This is a genomic window from Pseudomonas sp. GGS8 (genome assembly GCF_024168645.1).
Classification (GTDB): Bacteria; Pseudomonadota; Gammaproteobacteria; order Pseudomonadales; family Pseudomonadaceae; genus Aquipseudomonas.
The window spans coordinates 3,894,271-3,917,245 of sequence record NZ_JALJWF010000001.1; the positions used below are offsets into that span (position 1 = coordinate 3,894,271).

Genomic DNA, 22,975 nt, shown 5'->3' on the forward strand with positions numbered 1-22,975 from the left:
CAAGCCTCGCTCCCACAGGGTTTTGTGTCGTACCAGGGTGATGTAAACGACGCAAAACCTGTGGGAGCGGGCTTGTCCGCGATGAACGATAACGCGGTCTAGCGCCCAAACCGCCCCGGCCAACCCATAATGGTCTTCGGTCGCGGCGTCGCATACGTCCGCACTTTCGACGTCGACAACCCCAACCGCACCAGTGATTCGGCAATGGTCACCGCCGCCGTCACGCCATCCACCACCGGCACACCGGTGCGCTGACGAATCTGTTCATCCAGCCCGGCCATGCCGCCGCAGCCCAGGCAAATTACCTCGGCCTTGTCTTCGCTCACCGCCAATTCCGCCTGGCGGACAATCGCCTTCAGCGCACGCTCTGGATCGGACTCCAGCTCCAGCACCGCCAGCCCACTGGCCCGCACCGACGCACAACGGTCCCAGAGCCCGGAGAGTTTGAGGCGATCCTCGATCAGCGGCACGGTGCGGTCCAGGGTGGTGACCACCGAATAGGCATGGCCGAGGAACATCGCGGTGCTGGCGCCGGCATCGGTGATGTCCACCACCGGCACGTTGAGCAACTCCTGCAAACCTTCGCGGCCGTGCTCGCCATAGCCGGCCTGAATCACCGCATCGAAGGGCTGGTCGTAGGACATGACCCGGTCCATCACGGCGATGGCGGCCAGGTAGCTCTCGAAATTGCCTTCAATGGAATCGGCGCCGAAATGCGGGGTCAGGCCGATGATTTCCGTGCCGGGCGCGGCCACGGACTGCGCTTGACGGGCGATGGCCTGAGTAATGGATTCGGTGGTGTTGACGTTGACCACGAGAATTCGCATGGGAGGTCCTTTTATAGCGAGGTGGTTCTGCGGCCCGACGTTGGCGGGCCGCCCGGGGATCAATGGCTGACGTTATCGACCGAGATGGCTTCACCGCTGACATCTGCGTAGTAAGGCTGCCGTTTGGCGATGATCAGGTAGAGCATCCCTGCAATACCGGCGCCAATCAGCTATTTCGATGGGGGTTGTATGGGAATGATCGACTGAGGGAGTCAGGGCCAGAGGGATGTAACTTTTTGGGGCGTATAAACAAAAAGTGCGCACAGCTATGGCGCTTATGGTGACATTTCTGTGTACACATTTTTTAAGATCAAAGGATCGCAGGCTTCGCCAGCTCCTACAGGGGAATAGTGCTCATCTGTAGGAGCTGCCGCAGGCTGCGATATTTTAAGCTTTGGACTTGCCGATGATGTTCCCGGCATGCAGCCCGCATTCTTTCTGCGTGGCTTCTTCCCACCACCAACGACCTTCGCGCTCATGCTGGTTCGGCAGCACCGGACGGGTGCAAGGCTCGCAACCAATGCTGATGAACCCGCGTTCATGCAGGCTGTTGTACGGCAACTCCAGCATGCGGATGTAACCCCATATCTCTTCGCTGGTCATCTGTGCCAACGGGTTGAACTTGTACAGGGTACGTTCCGGGGTGGAAAACGCGGTGTCGATTTCCAGCACCGCGACGGCGCTGCGGGTGCCTGGGCTCTGGTCCCGACGCTGGCCGGTGGCCCAAGCGGTCACGCCAGACAGTTTGCGACGCAGCGGCTCGATCTTGCGAATACCGCAGCACTCGCCATGGCCGTCCTTGTAGAAGCTGAACAGGCCTTTTTCCTTCACAAAAGGTTCGAGTTTGGTGTAGTCCGGCGATACCACCTCGATATCGATCTTGTAGTGCTCACGCACCTGCTCGATGAAGCGGTAGGTCTCGGGATGCAAGCGGCCGGTGTCGAGGCTGAACACTTTGACGTTCTTGTTCAGCTTCCAGGCCATGTCCACCAGCACCACATCCTCGGCGCCGCTGAAAGATATCCACAGGTCATCGCCGAACTCGGCGAACGCGAGTTTCAGGATGTCCTGGGCGGATTTGTTGGCATAAGTCGTGGCGAGTTCCACGACATCGAACGATGGGCTCATCAGGGCGGCTTCCTACAGGTCGGTGGCGCTGGGCGCTCTATATGTGCCGATGGTAACAAAATCCTGCGGCGGCTGGTGCCCCCTCTGCGTTGCGCGGAGGGGGGCGAGTCGCTAGAGTTCGGCAGTCCTTTTGCTCGCTCGACTCATAAACAATACCAATGGGAGTGTCTTGTGGAAATTGCCTGTCTGGATCTTGAAGGTGTGCTGGTCCCGGAAATCTGGATCGCCTTTGCCGAAAAAACCGGGATCGAGTCCCTCCGGGCCACCACTCGGGACATTCCCGACTACGACGTGTTGATGAAGCAGCGCTTGCGGATTCTCGACGAGCACGGCCTGAAGCTCTCCGACATCCAGGAAGTGATCGCCACGCTCAAGCCTCTGGAAGGCGCCAGCGAATTTGTCGACTGGCTGCGTGAGCGCTTTCAGGTGGTGATTCTGTCGGACACCTTTTACGAATTCTCCCAGCCGCTGATGCGTCAACTGGGCTTCCCTACGTTGCTTTGCCATCGTCTGATGACTGACGATACCGGTCGGGTCACGGGCTATCAGTTGCGTCAGAAAGATCCCAAACGCCAGTCGGTTTTGGCGTTCAAGAGCCTCTACTACCGAGTGATCGCGGCGGGTGACTCCTACAACGACACCACGATGCTGGGCGAGGCGGATGCCGGGATTCTGTTCCATGCGCCGGACAATGTGATTCGCGAGTTCCCGCAGTTCCCGGCGGTGCACAGCTTTGCCGAGTTGAAACAGGAATTCATCAAGGCTTCCAACAGGACCTTGAGTTTGTAAACACAACACTGTGGCGAGGGGGCTTGTCGGAACGCCGCATCGCCCCGTTCGGCTGCGAAGCAGTCGCAAACCGGTGCATGCGTTCTATTTGAAGATTCGCGGTGTCGGGTTTTAGGGGCGCTTCGCACCCCAACGGGGGCAAGCCCCCTCGCCACAGAAGTGCGGTATCAGAGGTTCTGCAAGGTATCGAGCAACACCTTCACCTTGGTTATCGACTCCTGATATTCCGCCTGCCAGTCCGAATCCGCGACGATCCCGCCGCCGCCCCAGCAGCAGACCTGCCCATCCTTGACCAGCAAGCTGCGGATGGCGATGGAACTGTCCATCTCCCCGCGTACGTCCAGATACAGCAATGAGCCGCAGTACAACCCGCGACGCGTAGGTTCCAGCTCATCGATGATTTGCATGGCGCGAATCTTCGGTGCGCCGGTAATCGAGCCGCCGGGGAAGCTGCCGGCGATCAAATCCAGTGCATCCTTGTCATCCGCCAGTTCGCCGGTAACGCTGCTCACCAGGTGATGCACGTTCGGGTAGCTTTCCAGGCTGAACAATTCCGGCACCCGTACCGAACCGATGCGGCAGGTACGACCCAGATCGTTACGCAGCAGATCGACGATCATCAGGTTTTCCGCGCGGTCCTTGGGGCTGGCCAGCAGTTCGGCGGCGTTCGCCGCATCTTCGGCAGCAGTCAGGCCGCGCGGGCGGGTGCCTTTGATCGGGCGGGTTTCGACGTGGCGTTCGCTGACTTTGACGAAGCGCTCCGGCGACAGGCTCAGCACCGCGCCGCCGTCGGGCAGGCACTGGAAGCCGGAAAACGGTGTCGGGCAGGCCGCCCGCAGTGCGCAATAGGCCGCCCACGGATCGCCCTGACATTGGGCGCGAAAGCGCTGGGCGAAGTTGACCTGATAGCAGTCGCCGGCCTGGATGTACTGCTGAATGCGTTCGAAAGCTTGCCGATAGTCTTCGGCGCTCAGGTCGGCGCTCATCGGGCCGTCCAGTTTGAATGGCTCGATGTTCTCGGTCGCGGGTTGAGCGAAGAGTTCGATCAGTCGTTGTCGTTCGCTATCGATCAGTGTCGGGTGGAACACCAATTGACTGGTGGCCATGTGGTGATCGCTGATCAATGCCCAGGCGTAGAGCCCGAAACGTGCGTCGGGCAACTGCAGGTCGTCCCTTGCCTGGCTCGGCAGGTTTTCCAGATGCCGGCCGAAGTCGTAGCTCAGGTAGCCGATCAGGCCGCCGGCGAAGGGCAGGTCGTCAGGGACAGTTGCTTCACCGAGCCGTGTGAGGTTATTGCGAAGGCGTTGCAGGAAATGGCTGCCGCTTTCATCCGGCAACACCGTCAGTTGCTCCAGCGGCCAGGCGCTGAGCAGGTCAAAACGCCCACGTTCGGCGCTGGGCCGGCCGCTGTCGAGCAGCACGGCACCGGGGGCGTGACGAATCGCCGCGAAGTACTCGGCGGGGTTGGCGCGATAGGGCAGCGGGTGTACGGAACAGGTCAACATGGGCGGGGCAGATCAGCCATCGAGGCGGGGGAGCGATTGTAGTCCTCTGCAGGATTTGCTCCTAGAGGGGATGTCGGGGATTGGCAGGTTGAGAGCAGCTGCGCAAGACCTGTGGCGAGGGGGCTTGCCCCCGTTGGGTTGCGCAGCGACCCCACGTCATTCTCCCCCGGTGTATCAGATAACCCGCATTAGCCGGTTTTACGACTGCTGCGCAGCCGAACGGGGGCAAGCCCCCTCGCCACAGGTCAGCCCTCAATCGTCGGAATATGCCCAAACAATTCTTGAACGAACGCCACACGTTCCTGCGCCGTTTCGGTGATCCCGCGCGCCTTCAGCTCTTCGAGTCGCGCCTCGACCGCGTGGGTACGCGACGTCAGCCCGCAATCGTTGGCGATCTGAATGTTCAACCCAGGCCGGGCGTTGAGCTCGAGAATCAGCGGTCCTTTTTCCTGGTCGAGCACCATGTCGACACCGATATAACCCAGCCCACACAGCTCATAACAGCCGGCGGCAAGTTTCATGAAACCGTCCCAGTAGGGCAGTTGCACACCATCTACCGCGTTGGTGGTGTCCGGGTGTTTGTTGATGATGTTGTTCAGCCAGGTGCCGCGCAGTGTCAGGCCGGTGGCCAGATCGACACCGACGCCAATGGCGCCCTGGTGCAGGTTGGCCTTGCCGCCGGACTGGCGCGTCGGCAGGCGCAACATGGCCATCACCGGATAGCCCATCAGCACGATGATGCGGATGTCCGGCACGCCTTCATAGCTGATGCTTTTGAAGATCTGGTCTGGGGTCACGCGGTATTCGATCAGCGCACGGTCGCGGTGCCCGCCCAGGGAATACAGGCCGGTGAGGATGCTCGAGATATGGTGCTCGAGTTCCTCATGGTCGATGATCTTGCCGGACACTGTGCGATAGCGCCCCTCGAACCGGTCGGCAACCACAATGATGCCGTCGCCGCCGGCACCTTGGGCCGGCTTGATCACGAAGTCGGTGCGTCCGCCGATGATCTCCTTGAGGTTATCGATTTCCTTCTCGGTGGAGATCACGCCGTACAGCTCCGGCACGTGGATGCCGGCGGCGATGGCGCGCTCCTTGGTGATGATCTTGTCATCGACGATCGGGTACAGGCTGCGCTTGTTGTACTTGAGCACGTAGTCGGCGTTACGCCGATTGATCCCCATGATGCCCCGGGCCTCCAGGGCTTTCCAGGTCTTCCAGAGACCGAACATCAGGCGTCAACCTCCTTCAGGAAAGCCTTGAAGCGCACCAGTTCGGTCAGGCGGTAGCCGCGATAACGACCCATGGCCAGCATGAAGCCCACCAGGATCAGCAGGACCGCCGGGAAGGTGAATACGAAGTACACCAGTTCCGGCACGCTCATGATCAGGTGCGCCAGGGAGGCGGCGAACAGCGTGCCGATCGCCACTTTCATGGCATGGCCGCCACCGCGCTCTTCCCAGGTGATCGACAGGCGTTCGATGGTCATGGTCAGAATCACCATCGGGAACAACGCCACCGACAACCCGCGCTCCAGGCCGAGTTTGTGGCTGAACAGGCTGATCGCCGCGATTAGCACCACCACGAAGGTCAGCACCACCGACAGCCTCGGCAGCATTTGCAGTTTCAAATGTTCAAGGTAGGAACGCAGCGACAGCCCCAGCGCCGTGATGATGGTAAACAGCACGATGCCGAAGCCGAGCTGGGTTTCCCGGAAGGCGAGGGCGATCAGCACCGGGGTAAAGGTGCCGAGTGTCTGAATGCCGATCAGGTTGCGCAGGATCAGGATCACCAGCACGCCGATCGGGATCATCACCATGATCATGAAGGTCTGCTGGGTTTGCAACGGCAGGCCGTACAGCGAGTAATCGAGGAAATTGGCGTCGGAGTTTTCGTCGGTCAGCTTGGCCAGGCGAATGGCGTTCATTTCGCTGTTGTTCAGGCTGAAGGTGACGTTGGCTTTCTTGCCGCCATCGACGGTGATCAGGTTTTCATCGCCGGTCCACCACAGCAGGCGGTCGGTGGGCAGGCCCTGTTCGCCGGTTTCCGGGTTGAAGTACAGCCAGTCGGTGCCGTTGAAGCTGCGCAGCCAGAGTTCAGGCATTTGCGGCTGGTCGGCCACCAGGCGGATGGTGTGGACCTTTTCCACCGGGACGTGGGCGATGGACAGTACCAGCTCGACGATTTTGGCTTTGTTCGCGGTGGACGGATCGCCGGCCAGCAGCAGTTTCACGTTGTCGTCGTTGAGATTGTTGACACGCTTGATGGCTTCGCCGATGAAGGTTTCGACGTCAGCCGAATGCTGGCGGATCGGCGCGAGCAGGGCTTCGGCGGCGATTTTTTCCGGGCCTTCGACGGCGATGCTGTCGCGGAAAGTCGGCCCTTTGACCTTGGATTTTTCACCGGTGTAACGCTTGGTCAGCACCAAGCGGTAATAAAGGGTCTGGTTGCCCTTGGCCCGGCGCGCCGACCAGGTGACCTTGCGGTTGCCGTCGATACGGTTCACCGCCACACCGTAGTTATTGGAAATGAAACTCTCGTTGAGGCTCACGTAGTCGCGACTCAGCGGCGGCACGAACATCTGGATCTTGATCGGGTCTTTGGCGTTGGCGACGAACTCGACCTTGGCGTCGATGTTCCACAAGTCGTCCGTGGCGTCTTCAGTCACCGGAATACCGAGCACGAAAATCTGATAGGCCGTAACTGAAATGCCCAGCACCACCAGGATGGCGATGAGCAATTTCAGATGAAGGGTAAGAGAGCGCATTGGAATTACTCTGCGGTATGTGCGTCGGTAGCGCAGGCAGGTTTGCCAGCAGCGTATTTAAGACTTGGATCGACCAGCGCATCGAAACGTTTGAGTGCCTCGGAGCCGATCAGGAGCGGATATTGGAAGGCGCTGCGGTCGGTCAAGTTCACTTCGATACTGCGTAAAGCCGAACCCATGCAGATTTCCAGCTCGATGACCGGACGGGCGGTGTACTTCTTGCCTGCTTCCGGGTCGTAGTCACCGGCCCGGCGCTTGATCTTGCTGACACGGGCCAGCGGTCGTTCGATCGGGTGCGAATGTGCGGCGTCGATGGCCAGATAGAAGCGCACCCAGGATTCGCCATTGCGTTTGAAACGTTTGATGTCTCGGGCGCTCAGCGAGGCGGTTTTCGCCCCGGTGTCGAGCTTGGCGGCGACTTGCAGATTGATGCCGTCCAGCGAAGCGTACTCATTGAGGCCGTATACAGTCTTTTCCCCTGCCGCGGCGAAACCTGACAAGCCAAGAAGACAAAGGAGCGTGGTGAAGAGCTTGAGTCTCATAAATCCTGATGCGCAGCGGTCCGTTCTTCAATTCAAGGCCCTGGCATTGCTGCACAAGCTCCCTCGTATGCCTATCCTTTTTTTATGACAGGCAATGCAGATGACAAGCAAATGCGGGCGGCATTCTAGCACGGTGGGTTTATGGCGCCAGCGCTCACGGACGGCTGTAACCGCAGGCGCTGCTTCGTTATGGTGCAAGCGGTTATTAGACGATTGTCGACAATGTCTATTTATCCTTTGACGTAACAGACCTTATTCGCTAGTTTTTGCGGAATTGATTTTAAAGGTGTCGACAATATGCTGGATCAACTCGATCCCCCGGTCACGGTTCAGGACGACTCGGAAACACTTTCCGAAAATGTCTTCCGACGCATTCAGGCGGCCATCGTCAAGGGCGAGATCGCCCCGGGCAGCAAAATCTCCGAGCCGGAGCTGGCGCGCACCTACGGCATCAGCCGCGGGCCGTTGCGTGAGGCGATCCACCGCCTGGAAGGTCAGCGCCTGCTGGTTCGCGTGCCGCACGTCGGGGCGCGGGTGGTGTCGCTGAGCCACGCCGAACTGCTGGAACTCTACGAAATCCGTGAATCCCTGGAAGGCATGGCCTGCCGTTTGGCGGCCGAGCGCATGACCGTCGAAGAAATCGACGAATTGCGCCGGGTGCTGGAAACCCACGAGCGCGATGCGGCGTTTCAGGCGGGTGTCGGCTATTACCAGCAGGAAGGCGATTTCGACTTTCATTACCGGATCATTCAGGGCAGCGGCAACCGCACCCTGACTCAGATGCTCTGCGGCGAGCTGTATCAACTGGTGCGCATGTACCGCATCCAGTTTTCCACCACGCCCAATCGGCCACGCCAGGCGTTTGCCGAGCACCACCGAATTCTCGATGCCATCGCCGACCGTGACGGTGAGTTGGCCGAGTTGTTGATGCGCCGTCACATCGGCGCCTCCAAACGCAATATCGCCCGTCACTACCAGGACGGCGCTAACCCGACAGCCACTGAACGAGGTGAGTCATGAGTTCCAACAAGAGCACTCCAGGCCAGCGTTTCCGCGATGCGGTCGCCAGCGAGCATCCGCTGCAAGTGGTCGGCACGATCAACGCCAACCACGCCCTGCTGGCCAAGCGCGCCGGTTTCAAGGCTATTTACCTGTCGGGGGGCGGGGTGGCTGCCGGCTCCCTCGGCGTGCCGGACTTGGGCATTACTGGCCTGGATGATGTGCTGACCGACGTGCGCCGTATCACCGATGTCTGCGACCTGCCGCTGTTGGTGGACGTGGACACCGGCTTTGGTTCCTCGGCGTTCAACGTCGCCCGTACCGTCAAGTCGATGATCAAGTTTGGCGCGGCAGCAATTCACATCGAAGACCAGGTCGGCGCCAAGCGCTGCGGTCACCGTCCTAATAAAGAGATCGTCTCGCAGCAGGAAATGGTCGACCGCATCAAAGCGGCCGTCGATGCCCGCACCGACGACAGCTTCGTGATCATGGCCCGCACCGATGCCCTGGCGGTGGAAGGTCTGGAGTCTGCACTGGATCGTGCCGCCGCGTGCATCGAGGCCGGTGCCGACATGATCTTTCCGGAAGCGATCACCGAGCTTGAGATGTACAAACTGTTCGCCAGCCGCGTGAAAGCGCCGATCCTGGCCAACATCACCGAATTCGGCGCGACGCCGCTGTACACCACGGAGCAGCTCGCCGGCGCCGACGTGTCGCTGGTGTTGTACCCGCTGTCGGCCTTCCGCGCCATGAACAAGGCGGCGGAAAACGTCTACACCGCGATCCGCCGCGACGGCACCCAACAGAACGTCATCGACACCATGCAGACGCGCATGGAGCTTTACGATCGCATCGATTACCACACGTTCGAGCAGAAGCTCGATGCGTTGTTCGCCGCGAAGAAGTAAGTCGAAGAACTCCCTGACAAATTCAAGAAAACTGGAGACAGCAATGGCCGAAGCAAAAATACTCAGTGGCGCCGGGCTCCGTGGCCAGGTGGCCGGGCAAACCGCACTGTCCACCGTAGGCCAGTCGGGTGCCGGCCTGACCTATCGCGGCTACGACGTGCGCGAACTGGCGGCTGACGCACAGTTCGAAGAAGTGGCTTACCTGCTGCTGTACGGCGAGCTGCCAACCCAGGCGCAACTCGCTGCCTACACCCAGAAACTCAGCAAGCTGCGCGACCTGCCGCAAGCGCTGAAAGAAGTGCTGGAGCGCATCCCCGCGGACGCCCATCCGATGGATGTGATGCGCACCGGTTGCTCGTTTTTGGGCAACATCGAGCCGGAGAAAGACTTCTCCGAGCAGCATGACAAAACCGATCGCCTGCTGGCCGCGTTCCCGGCGATCATGTGCTACTGGTATCGCTTCAGCCACGACGGCAAACGCATCAATTGCGTGACCGATGAAGCCTGCATCGGCGGCCATTTCCTGCACCTGTTGCACGACAAGAAGCCGAGCGAATTGCACGTCAAGGTGATGAACGTTTCGCTGATCCTCTACGCGGAACACGAGTTCAACGCCTCGACCTTCACCGCCCGGGTGTGTGCCTCGACGCTGTCGGATCTGTATTCCTGCGTTACCGCCGCCATCGGTTCCCTGCGCGGTCCGCTGCATGGCGGCGCCAACGAAGCGGCAATGGAAATGATCGAGCGCTTCAGCTCACCGGAAGAGGCGGTCGAGGGCACCCTCGACATGCTGGCACGCAAGGACAAGATCATGGGCTTCGGCCACGCGATCTATAAGGACAACGATCCACGCAATGAGGTGATCAAGGGCTGGTCGAAAAAGCTCGCCGACGAAGTGGGCGATACGGTGTTGTTCCCGGTTTCAGAAGCCATCGACGCAACCATGTGGGAACAGAAGAAATTGTTCCCGAACGCCGACTTCTACCATGCGTCGACGTACCACTTCATGGGCATCCCGACCAAGTTGTTCACGCCGATTTTTGTCTGCTCGCGCCTGACCGGCTGGGCAGCCCACGTGTTCGAACAACGTGCCAACAACCGCATCATCCGTCCGAGCGCCGAGTATGTCGGCGTTGAACAGCGCAAGTTCGTGCCAATCGAACAACGCTGACCGGGGGAGGGTGTTGACGCAGGGATCTGGACAAAATGCAGATCCCTGTGGGAGCGGGCTTGCCCGCGATTGCGGACTGACATTCAACCTCTATGTCGTCTGATACACCGCTATCGCGGGCAAGCCCGCTCCCACAGTGGATGGTGTTGACTTCGTATCCGGTGCCAGGCCCCCCCTTTTGAAATTACCGTGACCGAGTCCTGACGATGAACACTGAATTCCGTAAACCGCTGCCCGGCAGCTCTCTGGATTATTTCGACGTCCGTGCGGCGGTCGATGCCATTGCGCCAGGCGCCTACGACACCCTGCCGTACACCTCCCGAGTGCTGGCGGAAAACCTCGTGCGTCGCTGCGACCCGGCCACGCTCACCGATTCTTTGAAGCAACTGATCGAGCGCAAACGCGACCTCGACTTCCCGTGGTTCCCGGCCCGCGTGGTGTGCCACGACATTCTCGGCCAGACAGCCCTGGTGGACCTCGCCGGCCTGCGCGATGCCATCGCCCTGCAAGGTGGCGACCCGGCGCAAGTGAACCCGGTGGTGCCAACGCAATTGATCGTCGATCACTCGCTGGCCGTCGAGTCCGGCGGCTTCGATCCCAAGGCGTTCGAAAAGAACCGCGCCATCGAAGACCGTCGCAACGAAGACCGTTTCCACTTCATTAACTGGACCAAGAAAGCCTTCAAGAACGTCGACGTGATCCCGCCGGGCAACGGGATCATGCACCAGATCAACCTGGAGAAAATGTCGCCGGTGATCCAGGTGCGCGACGGCGTGGCCTTCCCTGATACCTGCGTCGGCACCGACAGTCACACGCCACACGTCGATGCGCTGGGTGTGATCGCCATTGGCGTTGGCGGCCTGGAAGCGGAAAGCGTGATGCTCGGCCGCGCATCGTGGATGCGTCTGCCGGAAAGCGTTGGCGTCGAGCTTGCCGGCAAGCTGCAACCGGGCATCACCGCCACCGACATGGTGCTGGCGCTGACCGAATACCTGCGCAAACAAAAAGTCGTCGGCGCGTGGCTGGAGTTTTTCGGCGAAGGGGCGTCGGCTCTGACCTTGGGCGACCGTGCGACCATTTCCAACATGGCCCCGGAATACGGCGCCACGGCGGCGATGTTCTACATCGACCGGCAGACCATCGACTACCTGAAACTCACCGGGCGTGAAGACGAGCAAGTGCAGCTGGTCGAGAACTACGCCACACAGACTGGCCTGTGGGCCGACAGCCTCAAAGGCGCGCAGTATGAGCGCGGGCTGAGCTTCGACCTGTCCTCGGTGGTGCGCAACATGGCCGGCCCGAGCAACCCCCATGCGCGTGTTGCGACCTCGGATCTGGCTGCCAAAGGCATCTCTGGCCAATGGGATGATGTACCGGGGCAAATGCCCGATGGCGCGGTGATCATCGCCGCCATCACCAGTTGCACCAACACCAGCAACCCGCGCAACGTCATCGCCGCGGGCCTGCTGGCGCGCAATGCCAACAAACTCGGGCTGACCCGCAAACCATGGGTCAAGTCGTCCTTGGCGCCCGGTTCGAAAACCGTGGCGCTGTATCTGGATGAGGCCGGCCTGACCAAAGAGCTGGAGCAGCTTGGCTTCGGTGTCGTGGCTTTCGCCTGCACCACGTGCAACGGCATGTCCGGCGCGCTGGACCCGGTGATCCAGCAAGAGATCATCGATCGCGACCTGTACGCCACCGCCGTACTCTCCGGCAACCGTAACTTCGATGGGCGGATTCACCCATATGCCAAGCAGGCGTTCCTCGCATCGCCGCCATTGGTGGTGGCTTATGCCATCGCCGGCACCATTCGTTTCGACATCGAAAAGGATGTACTGGGCGTGGTCGATGGCCAGGAAATCCGCCTGAAAGACATCTGGCCGAGCGACGAGGAAATCGACGCGGTGGTCAAGGCCTCGGTCAAACCGGAGCAGTTCCGCCAGGTGTACATTCCGATGTTCGCCATCCACGAAGACACCGGCCCGAAAGTCACGCCGCTGTACGACTGGCGCGAGATGAGCACCTACATCCGTCGTCCGCCGTACTGGGAAGGCGCGCTGGCCGGGGCACGTCCGCTCAAGGGCATGCGCCCGCTGGCGGTGCTGCCGGACAACATCACCACCGATCACCTGTCGCCTTCCAACGCGATCATGCTCGACAGCGCAGCGGGCGAATACCTGGCGAAAATGGGCCTGCCGGAAGAGGACTTCAACTCCTACGCCACGCACCGCGGCGACCACTTGACCGCACAGCGCGCGACCTTCGCCAACCCGAAACTGTTCAATGAAATGGTGCAGGAAAACGGCAAGGTCAAGCAGGGTTCGCTGGCGCGCGTGGAGCCGGAAGGCAAAGTGATGCGCATGTGGGAAGCCATCGAAACCTACATGGAGCGCAAGCAACCGCTGATCATCATCGCAGGCGCCGACTACGGCCAGGGTTCGTCCCGGGACTGGGCGGCCAAAGGTGTGCGTCTGGCGGGAGTGGAAGCGATTGCCGCTGAAGGTTTCGAGCGCATTCACCGCACCAACCTGGTGGGTATGGGCGTGTTGCCGCTGGAATTCAAACCGGGCACTGATCGCCACACGCTGGCCATCGACGGCAGCGAAACCTACGACGTGATCGGCGACCGCACCCCGCGTGCGACGCTGACGCTGGTGATCAACCGCAAGAACGGCGAACGCGTTGAAGTGCCGGTGACCTGCCGCCTCGATACCGCCGAAGAAGTGTCGATCTACGAGGCCGGCGGCGTGTTGCAGCGTTTCGCTCAGGACTTCCTCGAATCGGCGGTTGCCGTTTAACACGATGGGCCGCGCGGGGGTTCAGCTCCCGCGCGGGCCGAGAAGGATCAATATGGTTCACACACCTCAAATCAAGATCCCCGCCACCTACATGCGTGGCGGCACCAGCAAAGGCGTGTTCTTCAGCCTGCAAGACTTGCCCGAAGCGGCACAAATTCCAGGGCCGGCTCGTGACGCGTTATTGCTGCGAGTGATCGGCAGCCCCGATCCCTATGAAAAACAAATCGACGGCATGGGCGGCGCAACATCCAGCACCAGCAAAACCGTGATCCTGTCGAAAAGCATCAAGGCCGATCACGATGTCGATTATCTGTTCGGTCAGGTCGCCATCGACAAGCCTTTCGTCGACTGGAGCGGCAACTGCGGCAACCTGTCGGCGGCGGTCGGTTCGTTCGCCATCAGCAATGGGCTGGTCGACGCCAGTCGCATCCCGCACAACGGTGTGGCGGTGGTGCGCGTGTGGCAGGCCAACATTGGCAAGACCATCATCGCCCATGTGCCGATCACCAACGGCGAAGTGCAGGAAACCGGTGATTTCGAACTCGACGGCGTGACCTTTCCGGCGGCCGAAGTGCAGCTCGAATTCATGGACCCGGCGGCGGAAGAGGAGGGGGGCGGTGGTTCGATGTTCCCCACCGGCAACCTGGTGGACGACCTCGAGGTGCCGGGTGTTGGCACGTTCAAGGCCACCCTGATCAATGCTGGCATCCCGACCATTTTCATCAACGCCGAAGACATCGGCTACACCGGCACCGAGTTGCAGGGCGCGATCAACGGCGACCTGGAGGCTTTGGCAATGTTCGAAACCATCCGTGCTTACGGCGCGCTACGCATGGGGCTGATCCAGCACCTGGACGAAGCCGCCAAGCGTCAGCACACGCCTAAGGTGGCTTTTGTGGCTAAGCCTGCGGATTACATTGCGTCCAGCGGCAAGGCGATTGCGGCAACCGACGTCGACCTGCTGGTGCGTGCGCTGTCCATGGGCAAGCTGCACCACGCCATGATGGGCACGGCGGCGGTGGCCATCGGCACGGCGGCGGCGATTTCCGGCACGCTAGTCAACCTGGCGGCGGGCGGCATAGAGCGTAATGCCGTGCGCTTCGGCCATCCGTCCGGCACCTTGCGCGTGGGCGCCGAGGCCACTCAGGTCAACGGTGAATGGACAGTGAAAAAGGCCATCATGAGCCGCAGTGCGCGGGTGTTGATGGAAGGTTACGTCCGTGTGCCGGGTGATTGTTTCTGACATAAATTTAGACGTCACCCAAAACCCTGTGGGAGCGGGCTTGCCCGCGATGAGGCCTTCACATTCAGCATCTATGCTGGCTGATACGGCGCTATCGCGGGCAAGCCCGCTCCCACAGTGGACTGCATTTCAATATAAGAATGGCGTCACCAACCAAGATTGCCCCTGAACCGAGGTCCCATCAACGAACACTTCAAGAGTGAATCGAACATGAGCGCCAACGTCGACCTGAACACCCGCCCCGACTATGACACGGTCCTGCAGGACATCGCTGACTACGTCCTGAACTTCAAAATCGACTCTCCCGAGGTGCTTGATACCGCCCGCAATTGCCTGATGGACACCCTCGGCTGCGGTCTGCTGGCCTTGCGGTTCCCCGAATGCACCAAACACCTGGGCCCCATCGTCGAAGGCACCGTCGTTCCTTTCGGTGCCCGCGTGCCCGGCACCAGTTATCGTCTCGATCCGGTCAAGGCTGCTTGGGACATTGGCTGCATCGTCCGCTGGCTCGACTACAACGACACATGGCTCGCCGCCGAATGGGGCCATCCGTCCGATAACCTGGGCGGTATTCTCGCGGTGGCCGACCACCTGTCGCAAAAAAGCTTGGCCAATGGCGACGCACCGCTGACCGTTCGCGCGGTGCTGGAGGCCATGATCATGGCTCACGAAGTTCAAGGTGTGATTGCCCTGGAAAACTCGTTCAACCGCGTCGGTCTTGATCACGTGATTCTGGTGAAAGTCGCTTCAACCGCCGTCACCGCCAAACTCATGGGCGCCAATCGCGAGCAACTGCTGTCGGCGTTGTCCCATGCCTTTGCCGACGGCCAGGCGCTGCGCACGTACCGGCATGCGCCGAACGCCGGGTCGCGTAAATCCTGGGCGGCAGGGGATGCGACCAGTCGGGGCGTGCGTCTGGCCGACATCGCGATGCGCGGTGAAATGGGCATTCCCGGCGTACTGACCGCCAAGCAATGGGGGTTCTACGATGTGCTGTTCAGCCACACCAACAACGATCTGGCGCTCAAGCCTGAAGGTAAACGCGCTTTCAGCTTTTCCCGGCCGTTCGGCAGCTATGTGATGGAAAACGTGCTGTTCAAGATCAGCTTTCCCGCCGAGTTCCATGCGCAAACGGCCTGCGAGGCGGCCGTCACCTTGCACCCATTGGTCAGGAATCGCCTGCATGAAATCGACAAAATTGTCATCACTACCCACGAATCGGCGATCCGCATCATCTCCAAGGTCGGCCCGTTGGCCAACGCGGCGGACCGCGATCACTGCCTTCAGTACATGACCGCCGTACCCTTGGCGTTTGGCAATCTGGTGGCCGAGCAATACGAAGATGACTTCCATGCTGTACATCCGATCATCGACGTGCTGCGCGACAAAATGGTCATCGTTGAAGATCAGCGCTTCACTCGCGAATACCTGGAGCCGGACAAGCGCTCCATTGCCAATGCGCTGCAGGTGTTCTTCAAGGACGGCTCCAGCACCGAAAACGTGGTGGTGGAGTACCCGATTGGCCATCGCCGTCGCCGCGCTGATGGCATTCCGTTGCTGGAGGACAAGTTCAAGGCCAACCTGGTGACGCGCTTCACGGCGCAGCGAAGCAAGGAAATCCTTGCGCTGTGCAAGGACCAGATTGCGCTGGAAGCAACGCCGGTGAACCGGTTTGTGGATTTGTTTGTGATTTGAGAGACCGCGTTATCGTTCAATCGCGGGCAAGCCCGCTCCCACAGGTTCTCCATTGTTTGCAAAATTTGCATTCAACACAGAATCTTGTGGGAGCGGGCTTGCCCGCGATGGCAGTGGAACAGGCGCCGAAAATTTACTTGAACCGCCGCTCCACACCTTTTTCTACCAGAATCTTCGCCGAAATCTCTTCCACCGAGAAATGGGTGGAATTGATGTGGGGAATGTTCTCGCGTCGGAACAGGTTCTCCACCTCGCGCACTTCGAATTCGCACTGCGCGTAGCTCGAATAACGGCTGTTGGGCTTGCGTTCGTTGCGGATCGCGGTGAGGCGGTCCGGGTCGATGGTCAGGCCGAACAGCTTGTGCTGATGGGCGCGCAGGGCGGTCGGCAGTTGCAGGCGCTCCATGTCGTCTTCGGTCAGCGGGTAATTGGCCGCGCGGATACCAAATTGCATGGCCATGTACAAACACGTCGGGGTTTTACCACAGCGCGACACGCCTACTAGTATCAGATCGGCTTTGTCGTAATAGTGGGTGCGGGCGCCATCGTCATTGTCGAGTGCGAAGTTCACTGCCTCGATGCGCTCCATGTAATTGGAGTTGTGGCCGATGGAGTGGGATTTGCCGACGGTGTAGGAAGAATGCTCGCTCAGCTCCTGTTCGAGGGGCGCCAGGAAGGTCGAGAAAATGTCTATCATGAAACCATTCGACGTTGCGAGAATCTCACGAATGTCCTGATTGACGATGGTGTCGAAAATAATCGGACGAAATCCATCGTTTTCGGCCGCTTTGTTGATTTGTTGTACCATGGCCCGCGCTTTATCAGCGTTGTCGATGTACGGTCGTATGATTTTGCTGAAGGTAATGTTTTCGAACTGCGCCAGCAGGCTTTGGCCGAGGGTTTCGGCGGTAATGCCGGTGCCATCGGAGATAAAGAAAGCAGATCGTTTCATTTGCACCTTGGGCCTTAAGCTAGTGACGATTCTTGGATATAGTAGACGCGATTTGTCGGCCGCCAATGGCCCGCATTCTCACTTATTTTCCAGGTCCAGGCCATACAGCCGGCAAATGCTCCCCCGAGTCGCCGGCTTCTGAGCTTTTCCAACACAGTTAGTGGAGAGATCACCTTGGTAGAGTACGTAGTTTCCCTCGATAAGCTCGGCGTCCATGATGTAGAGCATGTGGGGGGCAAGAACGCATCCCTGGGCGAGATGATCAGTAACCTTGCAGGTGCCGGTGTATCGGTGCCAGGTGGCTTTGCCACGACAGCTCAGGCTTATCGTGATTTTCTGGAACTGAGCGGCCTGAACGATCAGATCCACGCCGCCCTCGACGCCCTGGACGTCGATGATGTAAACGCCTTGGCCAAGACCGGCGCCCAGATCCGTCAATGGATCATGGAAGCCGAGTTCCCCGAGAAGCTCAACGCCGAGATCCGCACCGCGTTCGCCACGCTGTCGGCCGGCAACCCTGACATGGCCGTGGCCGTGCGCTCTTCCGCTACCGCCGAAGACCTGCCGGACGCTTCCTTCGCCGGTCAGCAGGAGACCTTCCTGAACATCCGTGGTGTCGAAAACGTCATTCGCGCCGCCAAAGAGGTGTTCGCTTCGCTGTTCAACGACCGCGCCATTTCCTACCGCGTTCACCAGGGCTTCGACCACAAGCTGGTGGCCCTGTCGGCTGGCGTGCAGCGCATGGTCCGCTCCGAAACCGGCACTGCCGGCGTGATGTTCACCCTCGATACCGAATCGGGCTTCCGTGACGTGGTGTTCATCACCGGCGCCTACGGCCTGGGTGAAACCGTCGTACAAGGCGCGGTGAACCCGGATGAGTTCTACGTCCACAAAGGCACGCTGGAAGCTGGTCGCCCGGCCATCCTGCGTCGCAACCTGGGCAGCAAAGCCATCAAGATGATCTACGGCGACGAAGCCCGCGCCGGTAAATCGGTCAAGACCATCGACGTGGACAAGGCCGATCGCGCGCGTTTCTGCCTGACCGACGCCGAAGTCAGCGAGCTGGCCAAGCAGGCGATGATCATCGAGAAGCACTACAAGTGCCCGATGGACATCGAATGGGCCAAAGACGGCGACGACGGCAAGCTGTACATCGTGCAGGCCCGTCCGGAAACCGTGAAGAGCCGCACCCAGGCCAACGTCATGGAACGTTACCTGTTGAAAGAAACCGGCACCGTGCTGGTGGAAGGTCGTGCCATCGGCCAGCGCATCGGCGCCGGCAAGGTGCGGATCATCAAGGACGTGTCCGAGATGGACAAAGTCCAGCCGGGCGACGTTCTGGTTTCCGACATGACCGACCCGGACTGGGAACCGGTCATGAAGCGCGCCAGCGCCATCGTCACCAACCGTGGCGGTCGTACCTGTCACGCGGCGATCATTGCTCGCGAGCTGGGCATCCCGGCCGTGGTCGGTTGCGGCAACGCCACCCAGCTGTTGAAAGACGGCCAGGGCGTGACCGTTTCCTGCGCTGAAGGCGACACCGGCTACATCTTCGAAGGCGAACTGGGCTTCGACATCAAGAAAAACTCTGTTGATGCCATGCCGGATCTGCCGTTCAAGATCATGATGAACGTCGGCAACCCGGACCGCGCCTTCGACTTCGCGCAACTGCCGAACGCCGGTGTGGGCCTGGCCCGTCTGGAATTCATCATCAACCGCATGATCGGCGTGCACCCCAAAGCGCTGTTGAACTACGACGGCCTGCCGCAGGAAATCAAAGACAGCGTCGACAAGCGCATTGCCGGTTACAACGACCCGGTCGGCTTCTATGTCGACAAGCTGGTCGAAGGCATCAGCACCCTGGCGGCAGCGTTCTGGCCGAAAAAGGTCATCGTGCGTCTGTCGGACTTCAAGTCCAACGAATACGCGAACCTGATCGGCGGCAAACTCTACGAGCCGGAAGAAGAAAACCCGATGCTGGGCTTCCGTGGCGCTTCGCGTTACATCAGCGAATCGTTCCGTGACTGCTTCGAACTCGAATGCCGCGCCCTCAAGCGCGTGCGTAACGAGATGGGCCTGACCAACGTTGAAATCATGGTGCCGTTCGTCCGTACTCTGGGTGAAGCGAGCCAGGTGGTCGATCTGTTGGCTGAAAACGGTCTGGCCCGTGGCGACAACGGTCTGCGCGTGATCATGATGTGCGAACTGCCGTCCAACGCGATCCTGGCTGAAGAGTTCCTCGAGTTCTTCGACGGCTTCTCCATCGGCTCCAACGACCTGACCCAGCTTACCCTGGGCCTGGACCGTGACTCCGGGATCATCGCTCACCTGTTCGACGAGCGAAATCCTGCGGTCAAGAAACTGCTGGGCAACGCCATTGCCGCGTGCAACAAGGCGGGCAAGTACATCGGTATCTGCGGTCAGGGCCCTTCGGACCACCCGGACCTGGCCAAGTGGCTGATGGAGCAGGGCATCGAAAGCGTTTCGCTGAACCCCGATTCCGTACTGGAAACCTGGTTCTTCCTGGCTGAAGGTCAGGCTTCGGCCTGATTCGTGAATGAGGCCTCGGTCAAGTGGCCGAGGCTTTAAGATTCAAGTAGGGCGGGCTCCAACGGGATGCCGCCCTTTTTTGTGCAAGAGCATATGCAAAGTAGCAGCAACCTATTTCCTGTCGCCCTGATCAGCGCCGAGCGGCGCGGCGATCTGAGCGAAGACGTCTATCGTTTGAAACCCGGCAACAGCCCCGACGGTACCGTCGAACTGGCTGTGACACGCTTGGGTCTGGCCGATGAGCCGGCGGTGCGTGGCGTGCCGGTGATTCTGTTGCACGGCAGCTTTTCCAATCGACGGTTTTGGTTCTCTCCCAAAGGTTTGGGCCTGGGTGCTTACCTGACGCGTCTGGGATTCGATGTGTGGATTCCGGAAATGCGCGGTCACGGCCTGTCTCAGCGCAACCAGAACTATCGCCAGAACAGCGTCGCCGACTATGCGCGTTACGATTTGCCGGCCATTGGCGCGTTCGTGCGCGAGCAAAGCGGCCAGATCCCGCACTGGATCGGCCATTCGCTGGGTGGCATTACCCTGGCTGCGGCATTGGGCGGTCAGTACCTGGGCGAGCCCGCCGTGGCTTCCGCGGCGTTTTTCGGCACGCAGGTCAGCCGCACCTACTGGCCGTTGAAGTTTCCACCGGTGGAGTGGAGCGGGCGCTTTATTCTCAAGCGTTTTGCCCAACTGTCGGGTTCACGGCTCAAACGCGGCCCGGAGGACGAGCCGATTGGCCTGGCCCTGGAAAGCATGCGCTGGTACGGGCTGTTCGGCCGTTTTGGTGATGCCGACAAAGACTGGTGGGCGGGGTTGGCCGAGGTGCAGTTGCCGGTGCTGGCCGTAAGCGCCGCGGGCGATCATCAGGACCCGACATGGGCCTGCCATAAGCTGTTCGATCAAGTCGGCTCCGAGCACAAGCAGTTCATCACCCTTGGCCGTGAGCAAGGCTTTGGCGATAATTTCGGTCACGTGGAAATGCTGGTCAGCAAGGCTGCGCAGACTGAAGTCTGGCCGTTGGTAGCGCGCTGGCTGGTGGATCAACAGACGCCTTTGCTGGGCGAAAAGCCGGATTTAGCCGCAGCGATTTGAGCCTGATGCCCTAAGGAGGGCATTCCGCTCTGATCGGCTAGCGGATAAGATGTGACGCGCTGAGTGGTTCTGGTCACTTTGAGTGACTGAATCGGTCGTGATGTTCGTGCGAGTGGAGTGATTTGCACCGCCCCAATCCTGGCCCGAGTATGCTGCTTACTCGATTGTCTTCCTTGTTACAGGAGTTTCTCGATGAACCATTACCTTACGCCTGACTTGTGCGACGCCTACCCGGAGCTGGTGCAGGTGTTGGAACCGATGTTCAGCAATTTCGGTGGCCGTGATTCTTTCGGCGGCGAAATCGTGACCATCAAATGTTTCGAAGATAACTCGCTGGTCAAGGAACAAGTCGAGCTCAAGGGCAACGGCAAAGTGCTGGTGGTCGACGGTGGTGGCTCCCTGCGCCGCGCACTGATGGGCGACATGCTGGCCGAGAAAGCCGCGAACAACGGTTGGGAAGGGCTGGTGATCTACGGTTGCATCCGCGACGTTGATGTCATCGCGCAAACCGATCTGGGGGTTCAGGCCCTGGCCAGTCATCCGATGAAAACCGACAGGCGCGGTGTGGGTGAACTCAACATTGCCGTGACCTTTGCAGGTGTGACGTTCCATCCGGGCCACTACATCTATGCGGACAATAACGGCGTGATCGTTTCGCCAAGTCCGCTTGCAATGCCTGAATAAAGCACCGTATCAACAAAGGGGTGAGGATGTTCGAGGAAGAAAACGCGCAGTGGGGGCTGGTGCATGCCCTGGTGCTGGACGGTAAAGGCGGTGCGCGTTCGATAGCCCGGACTGAACTCGATGACTTGCAGCTGCAGGCCCATGAAAGCCTGTGGTTGCACTGGGATCGCAGTCACCCGCAAACCCAGACCTGGCTGCGCAAATTCAGTGGTCTGAGTGAATTTAGTTGCGACTTGTTGCTGGAAGAAAACACCCGACCGCGTCTTTTGCCGCTGCCGGACTCTGAACTGCTGTTGTTTCTGCGCGGGGTCAACCTCAATCCAGGTGCCGAACCGGAAGACATGGTCTCGGTGCGGATTTTCGGTTCGGCCCAGCGGGTGATTTCCCTGCGGCTGCGGCCGTTGCGCGCCACCGATGAGTTGCTGGTGCAACTGGCCGAAGGCAAAGGGCCGAGAACCGCTTCCGAACTGATCCTCTACATGGCGCAATACCTGACCAACAAGGTGCAGGATCTGGTCGCTTGCCTCTCCGAGGTGGTCGATGAAGAGGAAGAAAAGCTCGATGCCGACGAACGGTATACTCCCGAGCATGGTGCTATTTTGCATATCCGCCGCAGGGCCGCCGGACTGAAACGTTTTCTGGCGCCGCAGCGGGATATTTTCGGTCAGCTGACGCGGATAAAACTGCCGTGGTTCTGCGAAGACGATGGCGATTACTGGAACGAATTGAACAACAGCCTGACCCGGTATCTCGAGGAGCTGGAATTGACCCGGGAGCGTGTGGGGCTGGTCCTGGACGCTGAAGACCGGCGTTTGAGCGAGCGCATGAACCGCACGATGTACCGCTTCGGGATCATTACCGGGATCTTTTTACCAATGAGCTTTCTGACCGGTCTTTTGGGGATCAACGTCGGTGGTATTCCGTTCTCCGCCAACCCCTACGGCTTTCTGATTGCTTGCCTGTTGATGGTCTCGGTGGCATTGGGGCAGTGGTGGTTATTCCGACGTTTGCGTTGGGTCTGACGATGAGCCATGTGACCCGACCAAATTTGACCGCGTCTTTGACAGATATCACGAGAGGTGCGTATGCACGATCCGTTTGAACAGTCTTTGCGTGACATGCTCAAAGCATCGCCGTCCAGCCGTGACGACGATGCCTGCCTGGGGCGTGTGCTTAAAACCGCCAACCGCCAGGTCGGTGCCGGCGATCTGTTCAGCCTGCTGGGCCGTTGGCTGCCCGCGCTGATGATTGCCCTGAATAACGGATCGGCCCATGTCGCGCCGGTTTCTCGTCTACGTAAACCTACCGCTCGCACTGCTGATAAGGCTGATTGA

The 22,975-nt window shown here is 59.9% G+C and carries 19 protein-coding genes; 12 read left to right on the forward strand and 7 right to left on the reverse strand.

The window, feature by feature from the left end:
• Positions 1–98: 98 nt before the first annotated feature.
• Positions 99–827 (reverse strand): aspartate/glutamate racemase family protein, encoded by a 729-nt coding sequence (locus tag J3D54_RS17720; RefSeq protein ID WP_253420737.1) that lies wholly within the window; start codon positions 825–827, stop codon positions 99–101.
• A gap of 387 nt (positions 828–1,214) precedes the next feature.
• Positions 1,215–1,955: a phosphoadenylyl-sulfate reductase gene (locus J3D54_RS17725; protein ID WP_253420741.1), complete on the reverse strand. Its 741-nt coding sequence runs from the start codon at positions 1,953–1,955 to the stop codon at positions 1,215–1,217.
• Between the two features lie 171 nt (positions 1,956–2,126).
• Between J3D54_RS17725 and thrH the strand changes: the two genes are divergently transcribed.
• Positions 2,127–2,744, forward strand: coding sequence for a bifunctional phosphoserine phosphatase/homoserine phosphotransferase ThrH (gene thrH, locus J3D54_RS17730; protein WP_253420744.1), 618 nt, complete (start codon positions 2,127–2,129; stop codon positions 2,742–2,744).
• Positions 2,745–2,911: 167 nt separating this feature from the next.
• Here thrH and pabB read toward each other — a convergent pair whose 3' ends face one another.
• The 4 genes from pabB to J3D54_RS17750 form a co-directional block, all read right to left on the reverse strand.
• Positions 2,912–4,249 carry an aminodeoxychorismate synthase component I gene (gene pabB, locus J3D54_RS17735; protein ID WP_253420746.1) on the reverse strand — a complete coding sequence of 446 codons (1,338 nt, stop codon included), beginning with the start codon at positions 4,247–4,249 and terminating at the stop codon, positions 2,912–2,914.
• A gap of 245 nt (positions 4,250–4,494) precedes the next feature.
• A complete protein-coding gene (locus J3D54_RS17740) occupies positions 4,495–5,481 on the reverse strand; it encodes an alpha-L-glutamate ligase-like protein (protein ID WP_018925248.1) in 987 nt (328 codons plus the stop codon).
• The gene (locus tag J3D54_RS17745) at positions 5,481–7,016 is read right to left on the reverse strand and encodes an inactive transglutaminase family protein (protein WP_253420749.1); all 1,536 of its coding nucleotides are present in this window, start codon (positions 7,014–7,016) and stop codon (positions 5,481–5,483) included. Before J3D54_RS17745 ends, J3D54_RS17740 begins: the two co-directional genes overlap by 1 nt.
• Before the next feature lie 5 nt (positions 7,017–7,021).
• Complete coding sequence (locus J3D54_RS17750) at positions 7,022–7,558, reverse strand: ATP-dependent zinc protease (RefSeq protein WP_253420752.1); 537 nt, start codon at positions 7,556–7,558, stop codon at positions 7,022–7,024.
• 300 nt (positions 7,559–7,858) lie between these two features.
• Between J3D54_RS17750 and J3D54_RS17755 the strand changes: the two genes are divergently transcribed.
• The 6 genes from J3D54_RS17755 (at position 7,859) to prpD (ending at position 16,372) form a co-directional block, all read left to right on the forward strand.
• Positions 7,859–8,578, forward strand: a complete 720-nt coding sequence (locus J3D54_RS17755) for a GntR family transcriptional regulator (RefSeq protein ID WP_172901229.1) — start codon at positions 7,859–7,861, stop codon at positions 8,576–8,578.
• On the forward strand, positions 8,575–9,465 hold the full coding sequence (gene prpB / locus J3D54_RS17760) for a methylisocitrate lyase (RefSeq protein WP_018925250.1): 891 nt from the start codon (positions 8,575–8,577) through the stop codon (positions 9,463–9,465). Before J3D54_RS17755 ends, prpB begins: the two co-directional genes overlap by 4 nt.
• Before the next feature lie 43 nt (positions 9,466–9,508).
• Positions 9,509–10,636, forward strand: coding sequence for a 2-methylcitrate synthase (gene prpC, locus J3D54_RS17765; RefSeq protein ID WP_253420761.1), 1,128 nt, complete (start codon positions 9,509–9,511; stop codon positions 10,634–10,636).
• 206 nt (positions 10,637–10,842) lie between these two features.
• Positions 10,843–13,434, forward strand: a complete 2,592-nt coding sequence (gene acnD / locus J3D54_RS17770) for a Fe/S-dependent 2-methylisocitrate dehydratase AcnD (protein WP_253420764.1) — start codon at positions 10,843–10,845, stop codon at positions 13,432–13,434.
• Positions 13,435–13,486: 52 nt separating this feature from the next.
• Positions 13,487–14,677 (forward strand): 2-methylaconitate cis-trans isomerase PrpF, encoded by a 1,191-nt coding sequence (gene prpF / locus J3D54_RS17775; RefSeq protein WP_253420767.1) that lies wholly within the window; start codon positions 13,487–13,489, stop codon positions 14,675–14,677.
• 210 nt (positions 14,678–14,887) lie between these two features.
• Entirely contained in the window at positions 14,888–16,372 is a 1,485-nt protein-coding gene (gene prpD / locus J3D54_RS17780) for a 2-methylcitrate dehydratase (protein ID WP_253420769.1), read from the forward strand.
• 133 nt (positions 16,373–16,505) lie between these two features.
• Here the strand turns inward: prpD and J3D54_RS17785 are convergent, their stop codons facing one another.
• Complete coding sequence (locus J3D54_RS17785) at positions 16,506–17,324, reverse strand: pyruvate, water dikinase regulatory protein (RefSeq protein ID WP_253420772.1); 819 nt, start codon at positions 17,322–17,324, stop codon at positions 16,506–16,508.
• A gap of 174 nt (positions 17,325–17,498) precedes the next feature.
• On the opposite strand from J3D54_RS17785, the gene ppsA reads away from it, so the two are divergent.
• The 5 genes from ppsA to J3D54_RS17810 all read left to right on the forward strand — a co-directional run bounded on the left by ppsA (position 17,499) and on the right by J3D54_RS17810 (position 22,975).
• Complete coding sequence (gene ppsA, locus J3D54_RS17790; RefSeq protein WP_253420775.1) at positions 17,499–19,874, forward strand: phosphoenolpyruvate synthase; 2,376 nt, start codon at positions 17,499–17,501, stop codon at positions 19,872–19,874.
• 93 nt (positions 19,875–19,967) lie between these two features.
• Positions 19,968–20,957, forward strand: a complete 990-nt coding sequence (locus J3D54_RS17795) for an alpha/beta fold hydrolase (protein ID WP_253420778.1) — start codon at positions 19,968–19,970, stop codon at positions 20,955–20,957.
• 192 nt (positions 20,958–21,149) lie between these two features.
• Positions 21,150–21,641, forward strand: a complete 492-nt coding sequence (gene rraA / locus J3D54_RS17800; protein ID WP_105339617.1) for a ribonuclease E activity regulator RraA — start codon at positions 21,150–21,152, stop codon at positions 21,639–21,641.
• Between the two features lie 26 nt (positions 21,642–21,667).
• Positions 21,668–22,663 (forward strand): zinc transporter ZntB, encoded by a 996-nt coding sequence (locus tag J3D54_RS17805; RefSeq protein WP_253420781.1) that lies wholly within the window; start codon positions 21,668–21,670, stop codon positions 22,661–22,663.
• A gap of 63 nt (positions 22,664–22,726) precedes the next feature.
• Positions 22,727–22,975 carry a hypothetical protein gene (locus J3D54_RS17810; RefSeq protein ID WP_007940635.1) on the forward strand — a complete coding sequence of 83 codons (249 nt, stop codon included), beginning with the start codon at positions 22,727–22,729 and terminating at the stop codon, positions 22,973–22,975.